Genomic DNA, 17,835 nt, shown 5'->3' with positions numbered 1-17,835 from the left:
TTAGTGGGGGTGTGAATCATGATAAAGGTTATGACACCGATTATGCTCGTCTTGCCTCATGCAAAGTCAATATTAGATGACGGTGCTTAGCATGAGGCACGGAATTAATATCGTCCACTAAAATCATTTCTAATAATTGGCTTTGCACCGTATTTATTGATCATTCTAAAAATAAGGGGCTGCCGGAAATGAAATATATATAGGCAAAACATGTTTAACCTGAGAAACTGATTGTTGAATTGCAGCAATATATTCAAGGTGAAACAGTATACATTCCCCGGAAAAGAGATCATTACCGAAAATGGGGCTCGTGCTCGGGCGCCAGAGACATGATTGATGAACGGAATGCTGCTATTAAAACTTCTTTTGACAGCGGTAAGACAATTGACAATCTGGCCTTGGAGCACTGCCTGTCAATTGATACAATAAAAAAGATTGTTTACAAAAAGTAGAAAAATCACTGATCATTCATATTATGGTGGTCAGTGATTTTTTTACTTTATACCATGTTCGTTTCCTAATCATTTTTTCTATATATCGACTTAATGATGCATTATACAATAAGGAAGTGAGCAGTAATTCTTTTAGTTGAGGAATTCACGTATAGATCTTTTCAGGTAAGGAGTGATGATGATGAAACTGGAATTGAACGATAACAGAAATGTATTCGTACGCCCATATGTAACGACGGATTTTAATAGTATTCAGGCTTTAAATGCTGAAGAAGGATGGCATAATTTAGCAGAAAAAAATGAAAGTACAAAGCGGGCATGGGAAAACTCAAATGTAGCTTTCGTTGCGGAAACAGAAGAACAGCAAGTTATCGGGTATATTAGGGGTATGACCGACACAGGTATCAGTTTATTTATATGTGAATTGTTGATTGATAAGGCGTTTCGCGGATTAGGTTTAGGAACGGTTCTCCTGCGATATGTTCACGACTTATATCTAACGACTAGAATTGAAATGCTTGCAAGCAGCTCATCCCGTTCGTTTTATCAAGAACATGGGTACCGGGCCTTTTACGGATTCAGGAAAACGTATCTTGAATATTGAAGAGGCTCTATGGTGCCCCGTCCTGTGGAAGGAGAAAAGTTATGTTGACATATATAATCGATGAAGACGTTTCATTACGATTGTTCACGAGCTTTTAATTGAAAGTACCAATAAAGAGAATGTATATATATACATCTTAATGTCCAGTTGAGTCATTGGCTGCCTTTCAACTAAAATGGAAGTAAGAGGGGGCTAAGCTATGCAAAAAAACTTGTCTATTATTGGGGTGCCGATGGATCTGGGGCAAAGTCGGCGTGGTGTCGACATGGGTCCAAGTGCCATTCGTTACGCCGGTGTTACGGAACGGCTGGAAAACTTGATGTATCATATTACTGATTTAGGCGATGTACCGGTTTCCCGTCCGGACAGCAAGGACCATGTGCAGGAAGGCAATCTGCGCAACTTAAAGCAAGTATCGGAAAGTAACCGGTTACTTGCGGAAATGGTTGATGAAGAAATAAGAAAAAATCGCTTTCCTTTAGTGTTAGGCGGCGACCATAGTATTGCCATCGGTACATTGGCAGGGACCGCCAAACATTACGAAAACCTGGGTGTCATCTGGTATGACGCACATGGGGACCTGAATTCCGGCGAGACCTCACCATCGGGGAATATACACGGTATGCCACTGGCGGTAAGTCTCGGTATTGGTCATGAAAAGCTGACGCATATTTTGGATTATGCTCCTAAAGTCAATACGGAAAATATTGTCATCATCGGGGCACGCTCACTTGACCCTGGAGAAAAGGAATTGATTAAGGAAAAAGGTGTCACGGTTTACTCCATGCATGAAGTCGATCGGATAGGAATGTCACAGGTTATGGCAGAAGCGATCGACTACTTAAAAAAACGAACAGACGGCGTTCATCTGAGCCTCGACCTGGATGGATTGGATCCTGAAGAGGCACCCGGGGTCGGCACCCCCGTCATGGGCGGCTTATCCTATCGTGAAAGCCACTTGGCAATGGAAATGCTGTCAGAAGCGGATCTTTTAACATCAGCAGAATTTGTTGAGGTGAATCCAATCCTTGACGACCAAAATAAAACAGCCACACTCACAGTAGGGTTGCTCGGTTCACTATTTGGTGAAAAGCTGAAATAAGTAAGGGGCTGGGTCGCGGAGGTCACGACCCCCGCGACAACGCCCACAACTCGAGCGACAACGCCCACAACTCGAGCGACAACGCCCACAACTCGAGCGACAACGCCCACAACTCGAGCGACAAACCTGGTGGAAGTGAAAGTACTCCCTGTCAGGTTTTTCTTCAATATTTTCCAAAAATAAAAAAATCCCCACAAAAGTGTCTCCAGTTCTAGTATAATTGTCTTAGAGAGATCCAATCACACGAACGGTAAACCATTTTATATATTTTTTGAAACCTTTCACGGTGTTCGTCCGTATGGATAATACCGCATGGTAAGCGGAGGTACAGTAGATGGATTTGATAACCAGAGAGAAAATAAAACAGGTCAAACGAGGGGATCAATCCGCTTTTGAAGACATTGTTTCCTTTTATCAAAATAAAATTTACCAGCATTGCTACCGGATGCTTGGCAACAGGCACGAAGCGGAGGATATTGGCCAGGAAACATTCATTCGAGCGTACGTTAACATTCATTCATTTGATGATAAGCGCAAATTCTCAACATGGCTATACCGGATAGCAACTAATTTAACGATTGATCGGATCCGAAAACGGAAACCTGATTACTATCTTGATGCTGAAATTAGAGGAACCGATGGCCTTGATATGTACTCACAGCTGGCAACCGATCATAGGCTGCCTGAGGAAGAAGTGCAGGGGATGGAACTGCAGGATTATATTAATCAACAGATTTCCGGACTTCCGCCAAAGTATCGGAGTGTTATCATTCTTAGATATTTAGAAGAGTTTTCGCTGCAGGAGATCAGTGACATATTGGATATCCCGCTTGGGACGGTGAAAACCAGAATCCATCGCGGGCGCGAAGCCTTACGCAAAAAGCTTCGTCATGTGTAAAGGAGTGTAACCCGAATGAATTGCAGCCATGAAGCAGTGGAACTGATGCATAAATATTTAGATCATGATTTAACAAAAGAGGAAGAAGGCAGGCTGCGCGTCCACTTGGAGGATTGTGAAGCATGCCAAAAGCATTTCCATGAGCTTGAACGAACCATCAAGCTTGTTCAAAATACAGAGCAAATCACGGCTCCTGCTGATTTCAAAAAGAGCGTTATGCAGAAACTGCCGGCTGAAAAGAAAAATGTTAAATATTTACGCTGGTTTAAGGCGCATCCTGTCCTGACATCGGCGGTTATTTTCGTTATTTTCATGTTCAGCGGCATGTTTTCGAGCTGGAATCAAAGTGGTGAGCTGGTTGTTTCCAAACAAGAAAATCTGGAAATACAGGGTGATACGGTCATTGTACCTGAAGGCGTCACGGTTGAAGGTGATTTACTTGTTAAAAATGGTGATTTACGAATCGATGGGACCGTTGATGGTGATGTTCGATTGGTAAACGGTGACCTAATTAAGGACGATACGATAGAAGGATCGGGACTCATGGCATCAGCCGGCGAAGTGAATGGTGATCTGCAGCAGGTGGACCAGGTATTTGAATGGCTCTGGTTCCATATGAAGGATTTGATAAAAAGCATCTTTTCACTGGGGCACATCCAACTGACAGGAACTTAAAATACAGCTGAATCCGGGTGGTACCCGGACTTTTGATTTCAGAAATATTCTTATAAGCAATCACCAGTTCCTTGTCTCCTTAATAGCCCAGGCTTAGGCACATTACATGTATAGCGGGAACAAAATGCCAATACTTGGTCTTTTTATATCAAATAGGAGGTATTTCGGAAATTGTTAATTAAGGGTGGGTGTGATACTGTTTATGAGAAAAGTTTATATTATGGTCATGACTATAGGGGTTGAAGCGCTTATCCTCTGGGCTGTCTCACGTATACTCGACTGGAACTTTGTCGATATCATCTTTTTGGGGGGCATCCTTATATTTGGAGCAAAATGGTTATTTTCCCTGTATCTTCAACAGGAAAACAACGAATACATCGCACACATAAAAGGCCACACCGGACAAGAAGCGGGTCGTATTAAGCCATTTGAGTATTCTGTTTCGTCGGTCGATGCTGGTTTATTGCTGTTTATCCTGGGCAGCTTATTGATAACATTCGCAACGTATTATACTTATTTTATATAAAAGCCTGTAAAAAATGATAGATACCTGACGAGGATGAAGGTATCTTCGTTTCATTTAACAGTGATTGAAAAGCCACAGAAAGAATTGTAATCGTTCACATGTGCGTATCCAGCAAACATCAATGATATCGGGTTCAACATCAACAGTACCGGGCCCAACATCGATGGTATCAGATCCGACATCAATGGTATTGAAGCAAACATCGATGGTATCAGGTCCGACATCAATGGTATTGAAGCAAACATCGATGGTATCAGGTCCGACATCAATGGTATTGAAGCAAACATCAATGATATCGGGTCCAACATCAACGGTATCGGGTTCAACATCGATGGTATCAGGTCCGACATCAATGGTATTGAAGCAAATATCAATGGTATCGGGTCCAACATCAACAGTACCGGGCCCAACATCGATGGTATCGAACCCAACATCAACGGTGCATTTAAAATTGTATCACTTTATGTTGGAAGGGCGGCTGCAACAAACATAGAGCTGCCTGCGTGGCTTATGGATAACCTCCAAGGAAAAACTTCGGTACGCGCTATAGACGAAGCGAAAGCCGGGTTTTTTTTATTTTTTCCACATGTCATCCCGAATTTCCAGCACTATCATTAAAGATGCGGGAGGAAATATGATATAATAAAATCGGTTATGATGTAAAATAGAACGAGTACATATGTGAAAAGGAAGTGTGAACATGCTTGATGGGGGATTGGACCTTTTGGAAGTGTTAAGAATCGTTGTTGATATAGCTCTCGTCTGGTATGTTTTATATAAAATTATTATGCTGATCAGGGGTACAAAAGCCATTCAGCTCTTAAAAGGTATTGTGGTCGTACTACTCGTCTGGGGTGTTAGCATTGTGTTGGAACTACATACCACGCAATACCTGACAAACCAGGTCATCAAATGGGGTTTTGTGGTCATTATCATCTTGTTCCAGCCTGAATTGAGAAGGGCACTTGAGCAGATCGGCCGGGGAAATCTTTTCGCAAGAGGGTCACGATCCGAGGAAGAAATACTGGAACAGAAAATTGCATCCATTACGCAATCCTGTCAGTACATGGCTAAGCGCCGCATTGGTGCCTTGATTTCTATTGAGCGTGAAACAGGGATGGGTGATTATGCCGAGACGGGGATTCCGATTCATGGCAATCTGACGCATCAATTGCTGACGAATATTTTTACACCGAACACTCCGCTCCATGATGGTGCCGTCATTATCAAGGATGAGGAAATTTTTGCAGCCGCCTGCTATCTCCCGTTATCCGAAAGTCCGTTCATTTCCAAGGAACTGGGCACACGACACCGTGCGGCAATGGGGATCAGCGAGGTGACGGACGCGATTACAATTATCGTATCCGAAGAAACCGGGGGTATATCCGCAACGAAAAATGGTGAATTAAAACGGGATCTCGATCAGGATAGTCTGCGAAGTTATCTGCGTGAAAACTTATCCTCATCTATGAGAGCCTCTGAAGCCAAGTCACGAAATCAGAGGGGGAAAAACAATGGATAGCTGGTTTAAAAGTCCATGGTTTGTCCGTGCTATTTCGTTAGCTTTTGCCATTGGACTATATGTGTTTGTCCAAGTTGAGATCGACCAATATCAGAATGATTCCCGGCTAGAGACGAACAATAGTTCTGATGCGCAGACCGTTGAGGATGTACCGGTCAATATCCGCATCGATGATGAAAATTATGTCGTCAGTGGCGTACCTGAAGCGGTGACGGTCACACTTGAAGGAAAAACAGGGGCGCTGACGGCAACAGCTCGCAAACAGAATTTTGATATATTTGTTGACCTGGAAAATCTGGATGCAGGCACTCATACGGTTGACCTGCAGCATACTGGAATTCCTGATGAGTTAAATGCCTATATTGAGCCAAAAACAATTGAGGTGACCATTGAAGAGCGAGCGTCAGAACAATTTGATGTGGCCCTTGACTTTATCGGCCAACTTCCGGAGGGCTATGAGATTGGTGAATCACAGACAGAACCTGGACAAGTTACGATTACTAGCTCAAAAGAAGTGATTGAACAAATTGCGATTGTGAAAGTGTTTGTCGATGTGTCAGAAGCGACAGAACCCATTGATAGCAGGGAAGTTTCGGTTAATGTTTACGATGCTAGGGGAAACGAATTGAATGTGCGGGTAGAACCGGAAAATGTGAATGCTTCGGTTGATATTAATAACCCGAGTAAGGATGTACCGGTGGATGTCGAAACATCAGGAGAACTTCCGGATGGCTATTCACTTTCTTCCATATCAGCTAATACGGATGAAGTTGAAGTTTTTGCAACGAATGAGGTGTTACAGGACATTGATGGCGTTTCAACGGAGACGATTGATTTGGCGGATATAACGGAGTCAGGGCCGATTGATGTTGGACTTGCATTGCCGGATGGCGCGAGTGTCCCTGCGATTGAAACAGTTGAGGTTGCTGTGGAACTCGAACAGACCAGAACATTTGAGACAGTGCCGATCGATGTTGAAAACCTTGGTGATGGTCAGGACCTATCGTTCACCGAACCTGAAAATGAGGAGATGGCTATAACCGTGACAGGGGACCAGGCCGATATAAGTGAGTTGACGGCTGATGATTTCACGGTTGTGGCGGATGGAGAGGGACTGGAAGAAGGTGAACATGAGATTCCAGTTACAATTGAGGGCCCGGACGGCATCGAAGTGAATGGCGAGTTTGAACAAATTACCGTTGAAATTTCGTGATGACAATTGATAATTTGGGGTTAAAAGTGTAGATTGGGAACGGCTTTTTGACCAACCCCTATGAGTTGTTACACGGATATAAAGGAGAGTTTATCAGGATGGGAAAATATTTTGGAACAGATGGTGTCAGAGGCGTTGCAAACACGGAATTGACAGCGACGTTAGCATACAAGTTGGGCCGGTTCGGCGGTTATGCATTAACGAAAGGCACTGACAAGCCCAAAATACTGATTGGACGGGACACACGAGTCTCCGGTCATATGCTGGAAGGAGCGCTTGTAGCCGGACTGCTTTCAATCGGTGCCGAAGTCATGCGGCTGGGCGTTATTTCAACGCCGGGTGTTGCCTATTTGACACGGACTATAAAAGCAGAAGCAGGTGTCATGATTTCCGCATCGCATAACCCTGTCGAGGATAATGGTATCAAGTTTTTCGGCTCGGATGGTTTTAAATTATCGGATGCCGAGGAAGAAGAAATTGAAAGACTAATGGATGGTGAAGACGACCTGCCACGTCCGGTTGGTGCAGATATAGGCGTGATGAACGATTATTTTGAAGGCGGCCAAAAGTATCTTTCCTTCCTAAAAGATACCATTGACAATGACTTTGAGGATTTGCGGATTGCACTGGATTGTGCACATGGTTCAACCTCTAGTCTGGCAACACATCTGTTTGCCGATTTGGAAGCGGACATTGTGTCGACTGGTTCCTCACCGGATGGGTTAAACATTAACGATGGCGTCGGGTCAACACAACCGGAAGCCTTACAAGAATTTGTGAAGGAAAAAGAGGCTGACCTGGGTCTTGCTTTTGACGGTGATGGTGATCGCCTGATCGCAGTCGACGAGAACGGGAGCATTGTTGACGGGGACCAAATCATGTACATTTGCGGAAAATATATGAACCAAAAGGGTGTCCTGCGCCATAATACGGTTGTTTCCACTGTCATGAGTAACCTCGGATTTTACAAGGCACTGGAAGAAAACGGGATGCGCAGTGACAAGACGGCAGTAGGCGATCGATATGTTATGGAAGAAATGCGTAAAGGCGGCTATAATTTAGGCGGTGAACAATCCGGCCACGTTATTTTCCTTGATTATAATACAACAGGCGACGGTATGCTGACGGCACTGCAGCTGGTGAATGTTTTGAAAGAAACCGGTAAGCCGCTGTCTGAATTGGCCGGTGAAATGGACATTTATCCGCAAGTCCTGAAAAATGTCAAAGTCATAGATAAACATAATGCGATGACAAATCCGAAAATTGGTGAGGCCATCGACCGTGTGGAAAATGAAATGAACGGCGAGGGCCGTGTGCTTGTACGCCCGTCTGGAACTGAACCGCTCGTCCGGGTCATGGTGGAGGCGCCAACCAAAGAGGATTGTGAAAAGTATGCCGATCAGGTTGTAAAGGTGATTGATGATTTGCTTGGCATGAAAGACTAATTTAACCGAAACTGCTCGCCGGGAAGGGGGAGCAGTTTTAGCAATTCGAGCGAAAGTAGACAGGCTGGCAGACTCGTTCAGGAGGCGAACCCCGGCATCACAAAGAGGTGTTATGGATTGGTTACCATTATGATTGCTGATGATGACCCGCATATTCGTGAGCTTTTGAGGTTTTATCTGCAGAAAGAAGGCTACAGAACGCTTGAGGCAGCTGATGGCGAAGAGGCTGCCGCACAGCTTGAAACAGACCACATACAACTGGCGATTGTCGATATCATGATGCCGCATGTGGATGGCTATCAGCTTTGTACAGCAATCCGGAACGATTATGACATTCCGGTTATTATGGTGACAGCAAAAGGGGACATCACGGATAAAGAGAAAGGCTTTAGTGCTGGAACGGATGACTACATGGTCAAACCCTTTGAACCGAAAGAGGTTTTGTACCGAATCAAGGCACTTTTACGTCGGTTTAACAAGGCAAGTAAAGACATCATACAGCTTGGCGATACAGTGATTAATCGAAAAAGTTATGAAGTCAGGACGAACGGTAAAACAATCATCCTTCCGTTAAAGGAGTTTGAACTGCTGGCTCAACTGGCAAGTTTTCCAGACAGGATTTTCACCCGTAACGAGCTGATCGTGCTGGTATGGGGCCAAGACTTTGTTGGTTATGACCGCACGGTAGATGTCCATGTCAAACGGCTTCGTGAGCGCTTTTCTGAAAATAATAGTGATTTTTTGATAAAAACGGTCCGGGGTAGAGGGTACAAACTGGAAATCCCAACACAGCGGCATGGAGGAACTGGCTAATGCGGACGCTTTATATGCGGATAATTGTCATCACCATGGTGATCATGATTTCAAGTGCCATCATCGCTTTTTTGGGGACGAACGTTTATTATCAGTATTACTTGAAACCAAAAAATGATGAAAAAGTGACAAGCATTGCAAATGATATTGTGGCCATTTACGAAAACAATGACTCGCAGGCGATCGAAGCTTATTTGAACGACATGACAGAGTTAGGCTATACGTTTTATTTGGTTGACAGTTCCGGTGGTGCGGAGTTGTTTGGCAAATCATTCGATTCAATAGACTTACAAGCTGAAACAGTCCATAACGTTTTGAATGGCGGCACTTATCATGGGATTGCAGAATATCCATGGCGTCCTTTCGTTACAGGCTTCTTTGACAATAAACTGGAGAACACGATTGGTGTTCCGGTCAATGCAGATGGTGAACAATATGCTTTGTTCCTCCGACAAAATACGGTACAGCAATTTGGTGAGATGCGCCTGTTTTTAGCTGTCATGCTGGGTCTTTTAATTGTATTAAGCTTTTTGTTGGTACTTATCAGCACACGCTTTATTGTTAAGCCGATTGACAAACTGACTGCCGCAACCAGGAAAATATCTGCCGGTAATTATCATATCAAATTGAATGTCAGTCGCCGTGATGAAATTGGCAGGCTTGCCCGCGATTTTCAGCAGATGAGTGATAATTTGGAGCAAATGGAAGAAAAAAGGCAGGAATTTGTTTCAAATGTATCACATGAAATTCAATCACCGCTGTCATCGATACAGGGGTTCTCCCAGGCATTGCGTGAGGAAGACATGACGGAAGAAGAGCGGAGACGGTATTTGTCGATTATTGAAAATGAAAGCAGACGACTGTCACAGTTAAGCCGACAGCTTTTGACGCTTTCTTTTCTTGATGATGACGTAAAAGTGGAGGAAACGACCCGTATCGATCTGCCGGAACAACTCAAGGATGTCATGGCCACTCTCGAATGGTTTTGGCGTGACAAGGAAATCGCCGTGGAACTGGAAACAGTGCCTGAAAAAGTCTATGGATACCCTAGACTGCTGCATCAGGTCTGGATGAATTTGTTGGCGAACGCGATCAAGTATTCAAACCCCGGCGGGACGGTTAAGATTTATGGCATAACGGAGAAAGACGCCGTCATGGTCACGGTGGAAGATAACGGAGTGGGAATCAAAGAAAATGATCTACAGCATTTGTTCGAGCGGTTTTATAAAGCGGACAAAGCACGCACCAGGACAAAAAAGAGTACGGGGCTCGGGTTATCAATTGTAAAAAAGATCATCGAATTGCATGATGGCACCATTACGGTGGAAAGTGAACCTGGCGAAGGTTCCAAATTTCATGTCAGGATCCCGAAGATGTAACCAATCGTTCATTCTCTGTTCATATTCAAGCGTTAAATTAGGCATTGGATATGAAAGGAGTGGGCGATTTTTATGTTTCTGGCAATAAGAGAATTGCTTCATGCCAAATTCCGCTATATTTTAATTGGCTTCATCATGGTTTTGATCACCGTGTTGATATTGATGATATCAGGTCTTGCAAAAGGATTGTCGGCTGATAATGCCTCATCCATACAAAACTTGAATGCTGACAATCTAGTCATTGAATCAGGCGTGGAGCAAGAGCTGACCAAATCATTTTTACCTGAATCGGCCGTCCGTGAAACAGCACAAGCAGAAAGTGTTAACGAAGCTGTTCCGTTAGTCATTCGAATGTCATCCGCTTCAGTGACAGGGTCTGAGCAACAACATGACGTGGCCATCTTTGGTACGGATTTACAGGGGATGTTGACACCAGACGTTATAGAAGGGACAAAACCTGTTGATTCGAATGAGGTCATCGCTGATGTATCCCTGCAAAAAGAAGGTATCGCGATTGGGGATACGATCGCTTTCCGTGGCCATGATGGCGAGTACACCGTGACAGGGTTTGCTGAAAATCAGCGATACAGCCATACGCCTGTCATTTATATGAGCATGGCGGGAGAAAAAATAAACGCAGTCGCCATCCAGACAGCAGAAGGTGAACGAAATGGCGGCCTTGAGCCAACGTATGACATTCTTTCGAAAAAGGAGGTCTTGCAGGGGATACCCAGTTATTCACAGGAGCAGGCATCACTTAACATGATGATCATCTTCCTGTTTGTGATCGCTGCCTTTGTTCTGGCCATCTTTTTCTATGTCATCACCATGCAAAAGAAAGCGCAATTTGGCGTATTGAGAGCATTGGGTTCACAAACATCTTATATTATCAACAATCTTCTGTTTCAAGTGGTGATCATATCAATTGTATGTATTGCCATCGCCATTGGCATGACGTATGGCATCAAAATGCTGCTTCCTGACGACATGCCATTTGTCATGACTGCCGGGAATACAGTGCAGACATCCGTATTATTGCTCGCGGTGTCATTGATTGGATCGCTGATATCACTGTTCCAGGTTGTCAAAGTCGATCCAGTTGAAGCAATTGAGGGGGGCGCGTAAGATGACCTTGAGGATGAAACATGTATCAAAAACCTTTAAAGATGGCCCAAATGCGTTCAAAGCGCTTAATGATGCGTCACTTAACGTAAACCGTGGTGAATTTGTTGCAGTCATTGGCCCATCTGGTTCAGGGAAAAGCACATTTTTGTCAACGGCGGGTGCCCTGTTGTCGCCGACCAGCGGATCCGTTGAAATAGACGGGACCCCTATAGCAGGCCTTCGTGACAAAGCAAAAACAAGGCTGCGTCTGGATAAAATCGGATTTGTATTCCAGACAGCCAATCTCATTCCTTATTTGAATGTAACCGATCAGCTGCGTATTATCAATGTCATGGCGAAAAACAAGAAACGTACAGGTTATGAAACGAATTTGCTGAATCACTTTGGACTGGAACATCGAACAAGGCACTTTCCGAATGAACTGTCCGGCGGTGAGCGCCAACGGGTGGCTATTGCACGTGCCTTAGTCAATGAGCCTGACCTGATTTTGGCAGATGAACCGACAGCAAGTCTCGATTCAAAACGCGGCCGAGAAGTTGTCGAGTTGATAGCATCAGAAATACATGAACGCGGAAAAGCCGGTATCATGGTCACCCATGATGAGCGAGTGCTTGATTTGTGTGACCGAGTATTCATGATAAAAGATGGTCAGTTGATGGAAACAGAAACAATTCGTTCTTAAAAAAACTGTCACTTCCCCTCCAAATGCGTTATAATTATTTAAACTAAAATAATTCAAACATTTTTTGAGGGGGAGCCCAATGATTACATTTCCGAAACCAACTGTCGAGCAATTTTTCCGTACATATGTCATGACAGGTTTTGATGTCAGTGCCGATGAAGGGCGGCTGATTTTTAGTTCCAACTTGGACGGTAACATGAACTTATGGGCAATGGATTTGCCGGACACCTACCCATACCTGTTTGCCCACCAGGATGAGTCGTGCAGCTTTATCAAATGTGATCCGGAAGGCCGTTATGTATTGGCCGGGTTTGACCAGGATGGTGATGAGAACCATCACATTTATGCGATTCCGTATGATGGTGGACTGGCAAAGCCGCTTGTGACGGGCGATGCAGAGGATAAGTATTTTTTTACCGATTTGAGTGATGATGGGGAACGAATTTATTACATGACATCAGAGGAAAATCCCTCATTCATGAACGCCCGTGTTCGCCATTTGGAGAATGATACCGATACCCTGCTCAATATCGGAGAAGTATCGCCGACCGAACTGGCAGCTGTTTCAGATAATGAAGAGGCATTTGTGTACCTGCGGGCATTTGCCAATACATTTGTCACCGGCTTTGTCAAAAAGGGGGACGAGACATACAATCTGACGCCTGAACCGAACAAGGTCCATGTGACGTTTGATCCTGTTTTTGTCGGTCCGAATACGATTTATTTCATCACGGATTTTGAAAGTGAATATAATTACGTTGCAAAATTTGATCTGAACACCCTGAATTTTTCCCGGGTGTTGACGATTGAACATGAAAGTATTGAGCAGTTGAAATTCAACAAAGAAAAAAATGCGTTATTTCTCGTGACCGAAAAGGGCGTGACCGATATTCTTTACCGGTATGAGATGGAAACGGAAAAGCTGGTAAAATTGTCGGCACCGGTGGATGTGATCGAACAAATCAAAGTCACGAAAGCAGGCAATCTTTATATTTTGGGACGAAGCGCAACAATTCCGCACAATATCTTTCAATCGAAATTTGGCGAGAACTGGATACAATTGACTAATAACCGTGTTCTTGGCGTAAGCAGTGATGAGATGGTGGAGCCGGACGTTGTTTCCTATCAATCGTTCGATGGTATGGAGATGGAATCATTGCTGTTCAGAGCGAAACCGGAACATGATAACGGCTATACGATCTTCTGGCCGCATGGCGGACCACAGGCTGCCGAGCGGAAATTCTTCCGGTCAATGTTCCAATGCTTGCTGAACCGTGGTTATACCATTTTTGCACCCAACTTCCGGGGCAGCACAGGCTATGGCTCATCATTTGTCAAAATGGTCGAACAGGATTGGGGAGAGGGGCCGCGCCTTGATTGTGTTGCCGGGATTGAATGGCTGTTTGAGCAGGGTATAACAGACCGTGACAAGCTGTTTCTCGTCGGGGGCAGCTATGGCGGCTATATGACACTGCTCTTGCATGGGCGCCATCCGGAATATTTCAAAGCCTGTGTCGATCTTTTCGGTCCATCGGATTTGTTTACGTTCGTGAATTCAGTTCCGCCGCACTGGAAGCCAATAATGGATCGATGGCTTGGTGATCCTGAACGTGATAAAGAACGCTTTACCAAAGACTCCCCGGTCACTTATCTGGATGGTATGACAAAACCGATGCTCGTCATACAGGGGGCTAAGGACCCGCGTGTCGTCAAAGAAGAATCGGATAATATCGTTGCCAAACTTCAGGAAGCAGGTCGCGATATTGACTATCTGGTGCTGGAAGATGAAGGTCACGGTTTTTCGAAAAAGGAAAATGAAATCAGCGTTTACAAACGGATGCTGGACTTTTTGGAAAAACATCAAGGTTAGAGGGAAGTAAGATCATTACGGCTTCACCTGTCATTATACTCGTTAGAGCCAGAATCCGTAATAGAAAGTTAATAGCATGAGAAGATCGAACGATTTTAATATTATGAGTATTGGTTATAACAAACTAGCTGAAAGTTCTAAGCAAACCCCTTATGATACATTTAGCTAATGGGCTTTGGTCCTGATTGTTCAGCCATAAATGAGCGCTTCCCTCTTCTGTAATTGCTTGTCTATCAAGAGGGATTTGCCACTCCTTCACCCCTATAATCGAAATTAGACCCAAAAAAGGGGCATCCGAAAAAGTTTTTCAAAACGCCCCTTTTTTGATGTTTCTTTCGATTGTAGTAGTAGAGGAGTGTTATTTTTTCAGCTTTTTCTCGCATGTCTCGATCGCTGCTTCAGTGGAGTCTATCAGTTCACGATTGCGATGGCCTTTTCGGAGTTCCAGAGCTTTTTGAAAGTAATCAAGTGCTTCACGGTATTTTTTCTGATCAAACAGATTTTTGCCTTGATGCTGATAAGCAAAGTCGCGGTATTCTATGTAATCGGAATGGTTTTCAGCAAGCTCTGTCAGCTCATCAAACATCTGATTTGATGTGACAAAATCATTATGCCATTGATAGGTATTGGCAAGACGCAGTTGATTGATAAATACGCTCTGCTTTCTCTCCAGTTCACGGAAAATGGTGATGGCCTGGTTAAGATGCCGCTTGCTTTCGTCCAGTTCGCCGACAATACGCAAATAGGTCCCGAGTAGGCCATGTAATTTTCCTTTTTCATCCTGATTCAGCGTCTTATTATGAAGCTGCTCTTGCAGATACATCATACCATAAAGCATGTCCATTTTATTTAAAGGAATTTCCCTTAATTTCGGGCCAAATTTAAAGGTCATGTCATGCGGAATATCTGAAATGTTCATGAAAAGAACTCCCTGCTTTTTGCCCTAAGTATACCACAAAACGTTAATCTGTTGTGTGTTCCCGAATGATATAAACAATAGCATCAAAATCATACTTATGAATGACAGTATCGACAACAAAATCTTCAGCTTCTTTGGGGTCCATTCGAAAGCTGAGTCCATTGTACTTTAAGGAGATTACTGATGACATGAACAAAAATGAAGTGTTCGCATAAACATATGAACACCACCCTCCAAAAAAGTGATTGACCGATACGTCTTGTCTCATGTAGAATATAAAAAGTCTCAGTTATTTAACGGGGTGGATTCAAATAAGGGAAGGAGCGCAGAGAAATAGAGTAAGCAAAGCGCCTGAACTATTTTTCGAACGGTGAATGAAAATAGTTGACGAGGTGGGGGTTATCGAGTTATTCGGCGGGTACCTCCCGGCTGCACATCTCAGTCGTGATACTTTTTCTTAAAAACAGTGAGGCGACTTGCTGTACAAAGGAAATAGTAATGATGCGAATAACAATCACGAGAAAGGGGCAGCAGGACGCCCCTTTATAGAGGTTGGTGGTCAGAGCCTGAATTCAGGTGTAAATCGTGGTTCGTTAATTTACGCTGATCAGACCCTGGCATCTGATCTCCGGAAAGTCGAAGGAACCCCTTCGTCTTTCCGTTAGGCCGCTTGTTGCCCCTTGATTTCAAGGAGGAAACAGCGATGTGCGGAATTGTAGGGTATATCGGATATAAAGATACGAAAGATATTTTACTGAACGGGTTGGCAAAACTGGAATACCGCGGTTATGACTCGGCAGGCATGGCGGTATTGGATGAGGAAACGATTAATCTATTTAAGGTTAAAGGCCGGATTGCTGCACTGCGAAAACGTACGGAAGATACTGGTTTGGCGACCATGGGGATCGGCCATACACGGTGGGCGACGCACGGCGCTCCAAGTGCGGATAATGCACATCCGCATCAGAGTGCATCCGGACGATTTACGCTTGTTCATAATGGGGTCATTGAAAACTATCAGGAACTTAAAGAGGATTATCTTGATGGCGTCGCTTTTGGCAGTGAAACGGATACGGAAGTCATCGTTCAGCTTGTTGAAACAAATTATGAACGTTATCAGGACACAGCTGAAGCATTCCGTCAGACGATAAGCCTATTAAGAGGTTCCTATGCGATCGGCTTAATCGATAGAGAAGACCATGAGACGATCTATGTTGCGAAAAATAAAAGCCCATTGCTCGTCGGCTTGGGTGACGGTTTCAATGTCGTCACGAGTGATGCTATGGCAACACTGAAAGAAACAGATCAATACCTGGAAATTTTTGATCAGGAAATCGTTCTGGTCAGCCGTCATTTTGTAGAGGTACAAAAATTGAGCGGTACTGTCGTGAACCGCCAGCCATTTACGGCACAAATTGATGTCAGTGATACGGAAAAAGGAACTTATCCGCATTTTATGCTGAAAGAAATCGATGAACAACCATTTGTGATGCGCCGGATTATCCAGGAGTATCAGGATGAACGCGATCGGCTCAAGCTGGATCAGGATGTGCGCAATGCGATGAAAGCCTGTGACCGTATTTATATCATTGCTGCGGGTACCAGCTATCACGCTGGTCTGGTCGGCAAGCAGTTCCTGGAAAAAATGGCTGGTATACCGGCGGAAGTTCATGTGGCCAGTGAATTTTCCTACAACATGCCGCTATTGTCGGAAAATCCGTTATTTGTGTTTATTTCACAAAGCGGCGAAACAGCCGACAGTCGTTCAGTATTAGTTAAAATCAAAGAAATGGGACACCAGGCACTGACCATTACGAATGTGCCCGGGTCCACCCTTTCTCGTGAAGCAGATTTCACACTACACCTTCATGCAGGACCGGAAATTGCTGTTGCGTCCACGAAGGCCTATACCGCACAAATCGCCGTCCTGGCTATTTTGGCAGTTGACACTGCACGGGCAAAAGGCATGAAGTTGGACTTTGATCCATTACAGGAACTTGCGATTGTGGCGAATGCCATGGAAGTCTTGACGGATCAGAAAGAAACGATAGAAGAGCTTGTGCGTGACAATCTCGGAACAACACGGAATGCCTTCTTCATTGGTAGAAGCAGTGATTATTTCGTCTGTCTTGAAGGAGCACTTAAGCTGAAGGAAATCTCCTACATTCAGGCAGAAGGTTTTGCCGGCGGCGAATTGAAGCATGGTACAATTGCGCTGATTGAAGAAGGCACCCCAGTCATTGCACTCGCGACACAGGAAAATGTTAATTACTCCATTCGCAGCAATGTCCAGGAGGTTGCTGCGCGCGGTGCCAATGACATGATCCTTAGCATGAAAGGCCTTGAGCAAGATACTGATGCATTCGTCGTCCCGCATGTGCATGAACTGCTGACACCGCTCGTCAGTGTTGTGCCAATGCAACTCTTAGCTTATTACGCCGCACTTCATCGTGACTGCGATGTTGATAAGCCGCGGAATCTGGCCAAAAGTGTGACGGTGGAATAAGAATGTATTTAGTATAGAGTCAGTTTGTTCCATGACAATAAAGTTGTTTCAGTTACAATAAAGTCGTTTTAAAAATTCGTGCCATGAGTTATACTAAAGGTAAC

17 protein-coding genes are annotated in these 17,835 nt (G+C 44.3%); 16 read left to right on the top strand and 1 reads right to left on the bottom strand.

Annotation, left to right across the window (positions count from 1 at the left end; translation table 11 throughout):
* Nucleotides 1-227: 227 nt before the first annotated feature.
* From E4U82_RS20135 to E4U82_RS12565, 15 genes are all read left to right on the top strand, one after another.
* Nucleotides 228-452 carry a CD3324 family protein gene (locus tag E4U82_RS20135; protein ID WP_245183580.1) on the top strand — a complete coding sequence of 75 codons (225 nt, stop codon included), beginning with the start codon at nt 228-230 and terminating at the stop codon, nt 450-452.
* Between the two features lie 181 nt (nt 453-633).
* Complete coding sequence (locus E4U82_RS12630; RefSeq protein ID WP_135110542.1) at nt 634-1,056, top strand: GNAT family N-acetyltransferase; 423 nt, start codon at nt 634-636, stop codon at nt 1,054-1,056.
* A 199-nt stretch (nt 1,057-1,255) separates the two neighbouring features.
* Nucleotides 1,256-2,158 carry an arginase gene (gene rocF / locus E4U82_RS12625; protein ID WP_135110541.1) on the top strand — a complete coding sequence of 301 codons (903 nt, stop codon included), beginning with the start codon at nt 1,256-1,258 and terminating at the stop codon, nt 2,156-2,158.
* Between the two features lie 334 nt (nt 2,159-2,492).
* Nucleotides 2,493-3,056 (top strand): RNA polymerase sigma factor SigW, encoded by a 564-nt coding sequence (sigW, locus tag E4U82_RS12620; protein WP_135110540.1) that lies wholly within the window; start codon nt 2,493-2,495, stop codon nt 3,054-3,056.
* Between the two features lie 15 nt (nt 3,057-3,071).
* On the top strand, nt 3,072-3,731 hold the full coding sequence (locus E4U82_RS12615) for a zf-HC2 domain-containing protein (RefSeq protein ID WP_135110539.1): 660 nt from the start codon (nt 3,072-3,074) through the stop codon (nt 3,729-3,731).
* Nucleotides 3,732-3,933: 202 nt separating this feature from the next.
* Entirely contained in the window at nt 3,934-4,257 is a 324-nt protein-coding gene (locus E4U82_RS12610) for a hypothetical protein (RefSeq protein ID WP_135110538.1), read from the top strand.
* 121 nt (nt 4,258-4,378) lie between these two features.
* Nucleotides 4,379-4,750: a hypothetical protein gene (locus tag E4U82_RS12605; protein ID WP_135110537.1), complete on the top strand. Its 372-nt coding sequence runs from the start codon at nt 4,379-4,381 to the stop codon at nt 4,748-4,750.
* A 207-nt stretch (nt 4,751-4,957) separates the two neighbouring features.
* Entirely contained in the window at nt 4,958-5,779 is an 822-nt protein-coding gene (gene cdaA, locus E4U82_RS12600; RefSeq protein ID WP_135110536.1) for a diadenylate cyclase CdaA, read from the top strand.
* The gene (locus E4U82_RS12595) at nt 5,772-6,992 is read left to right on the top strand and encodes a CdaR family protein (protein ID WP_135110535.1); all 1,221 of its coding nucleotides are present in this window, start codon (nt 5,772-5,774) and stop codon (nt 6,990-6,992) included. The genes cdaA and E4U82_RS12595 overlap by 8 nt, the downstream gene beginning before the upstream one ends.
* Before the next feature lie 98 nt (nt 6,993-7,090).
* Nucleotides 7,091-8,437, top strand: a complete 1,347-nt coding sequence (gene glmM / locus E4U82_RS12590; protein ID WP_135110534.1) for a phosphoglucosamine mutase — start codon at nt 7,091-7,093, stop codon at nt 8,435-8,437.
* A 117-nt stretch (nt 8,438-8,554) separates the two neighbouring features.
* Nucleotides 8,555-9,250: a response regulator transcription factor gene (locus E4U82_RS12585; RefSeq protein ID WP_280689062.1), complete on the top strand. Its 696-nt coding sequence runs from the start codon at nt 8,555-8,557 to the stop codon at nt 9,248-9,250.
* A complete protein-coding gene (locus E4U82_RS12580) occupies nt 9,250-10,629 on the top strand; it encodes a sensor histidine kinase (RefSeq protein WP_135110533.1) in 1,380 nt (459 codons plus the stop codon). Before E4U82_RS12585 ends, E4U82_RS12580 begins: the two co-directional genes overlap by 1 nt.
* 72 nt (nt 10,630-10,701) lie before the next feature.
* Nucleotides 10,702-11,754, top strand: a complete 1,053-nt coding sequence (locus E4U82_RS12575; protein WP_135110532.1) for an ABC transporter permease — start codon at nt 10,702-10,704, stop codon at nt 11,752-11,754.
* Between the two features lies 1 nt (nt 11,755).
* A complete protein-coding gene (locus tag E4U82_RS12570) occupies nt 11,756-12,436 on the top strand; it encodes an ABC transporter ATP-binding protein (RefSeq protein ID WP_135110531.1) in 681 nt (226 codons plus the stop codon).
* 79 nt (nt 12,437-12,515) lie between these two features.
* Nucleotides 12,516-14,306, top strand: a complete 1,791-nt coding sequence (locus E4U82_RS12565) for a S9 family peptidase (protein ID WP_135110530.1) — start codon at nt 12,516-12,518, stop codon at nt 14,304-14,306.
* A 358-nt stretch (nt 14,307-14,664) separates the two neighbouring features.
* On the opposite strand, the gene E4U82_RS12560 is transcribed toward E4U82_RS12565, so the two are convergent.
* The gene (locus E4U82_RS12560; RefSeq protein WP_135110529.1) at nt 14,665-15,225 is read right to left on the bottom strand and encodes a tetratricopeptide repeat protein; all 561 of its coding nucleotides are present in this window, start codon (nt 15,223-15,225) and stop codon (nt 14,665-14,667) included.
* A 703-nt stretch (nt 15,226-15,928) separates the two neighbouring features.
* On the opposite strand from E4U82_RS12560, the gene glmS reads away from it, so the two are divergent.
* Entirely contained in the window at nt 15,929-17,731 is a 1,803-nt protein-coding gene (gene glmS / locus E4U82_RS12555) for a glutamine--fructose-6-phosphate transaminase (isomerizing) (protein ID WP_135110528.1), read from the top strand.
* Nucleotides 17,732-17,835: the final 104 nt, after the last annotated feature.

This window comes from Lentibacillus salicampi (genome assembly GCF_004565465.1).
Classification (GTDB): domain Bacteria; phylum Bacillota; class Bacilli; order Bacillales; family Amphibacillaceae; genus Lentibacillus; species Lentibacillus salicampi.
Note: the sequence above shows the minus strand (reverse complement) of the source record. Positions and strands in the feature narration are given on the sequence as shown.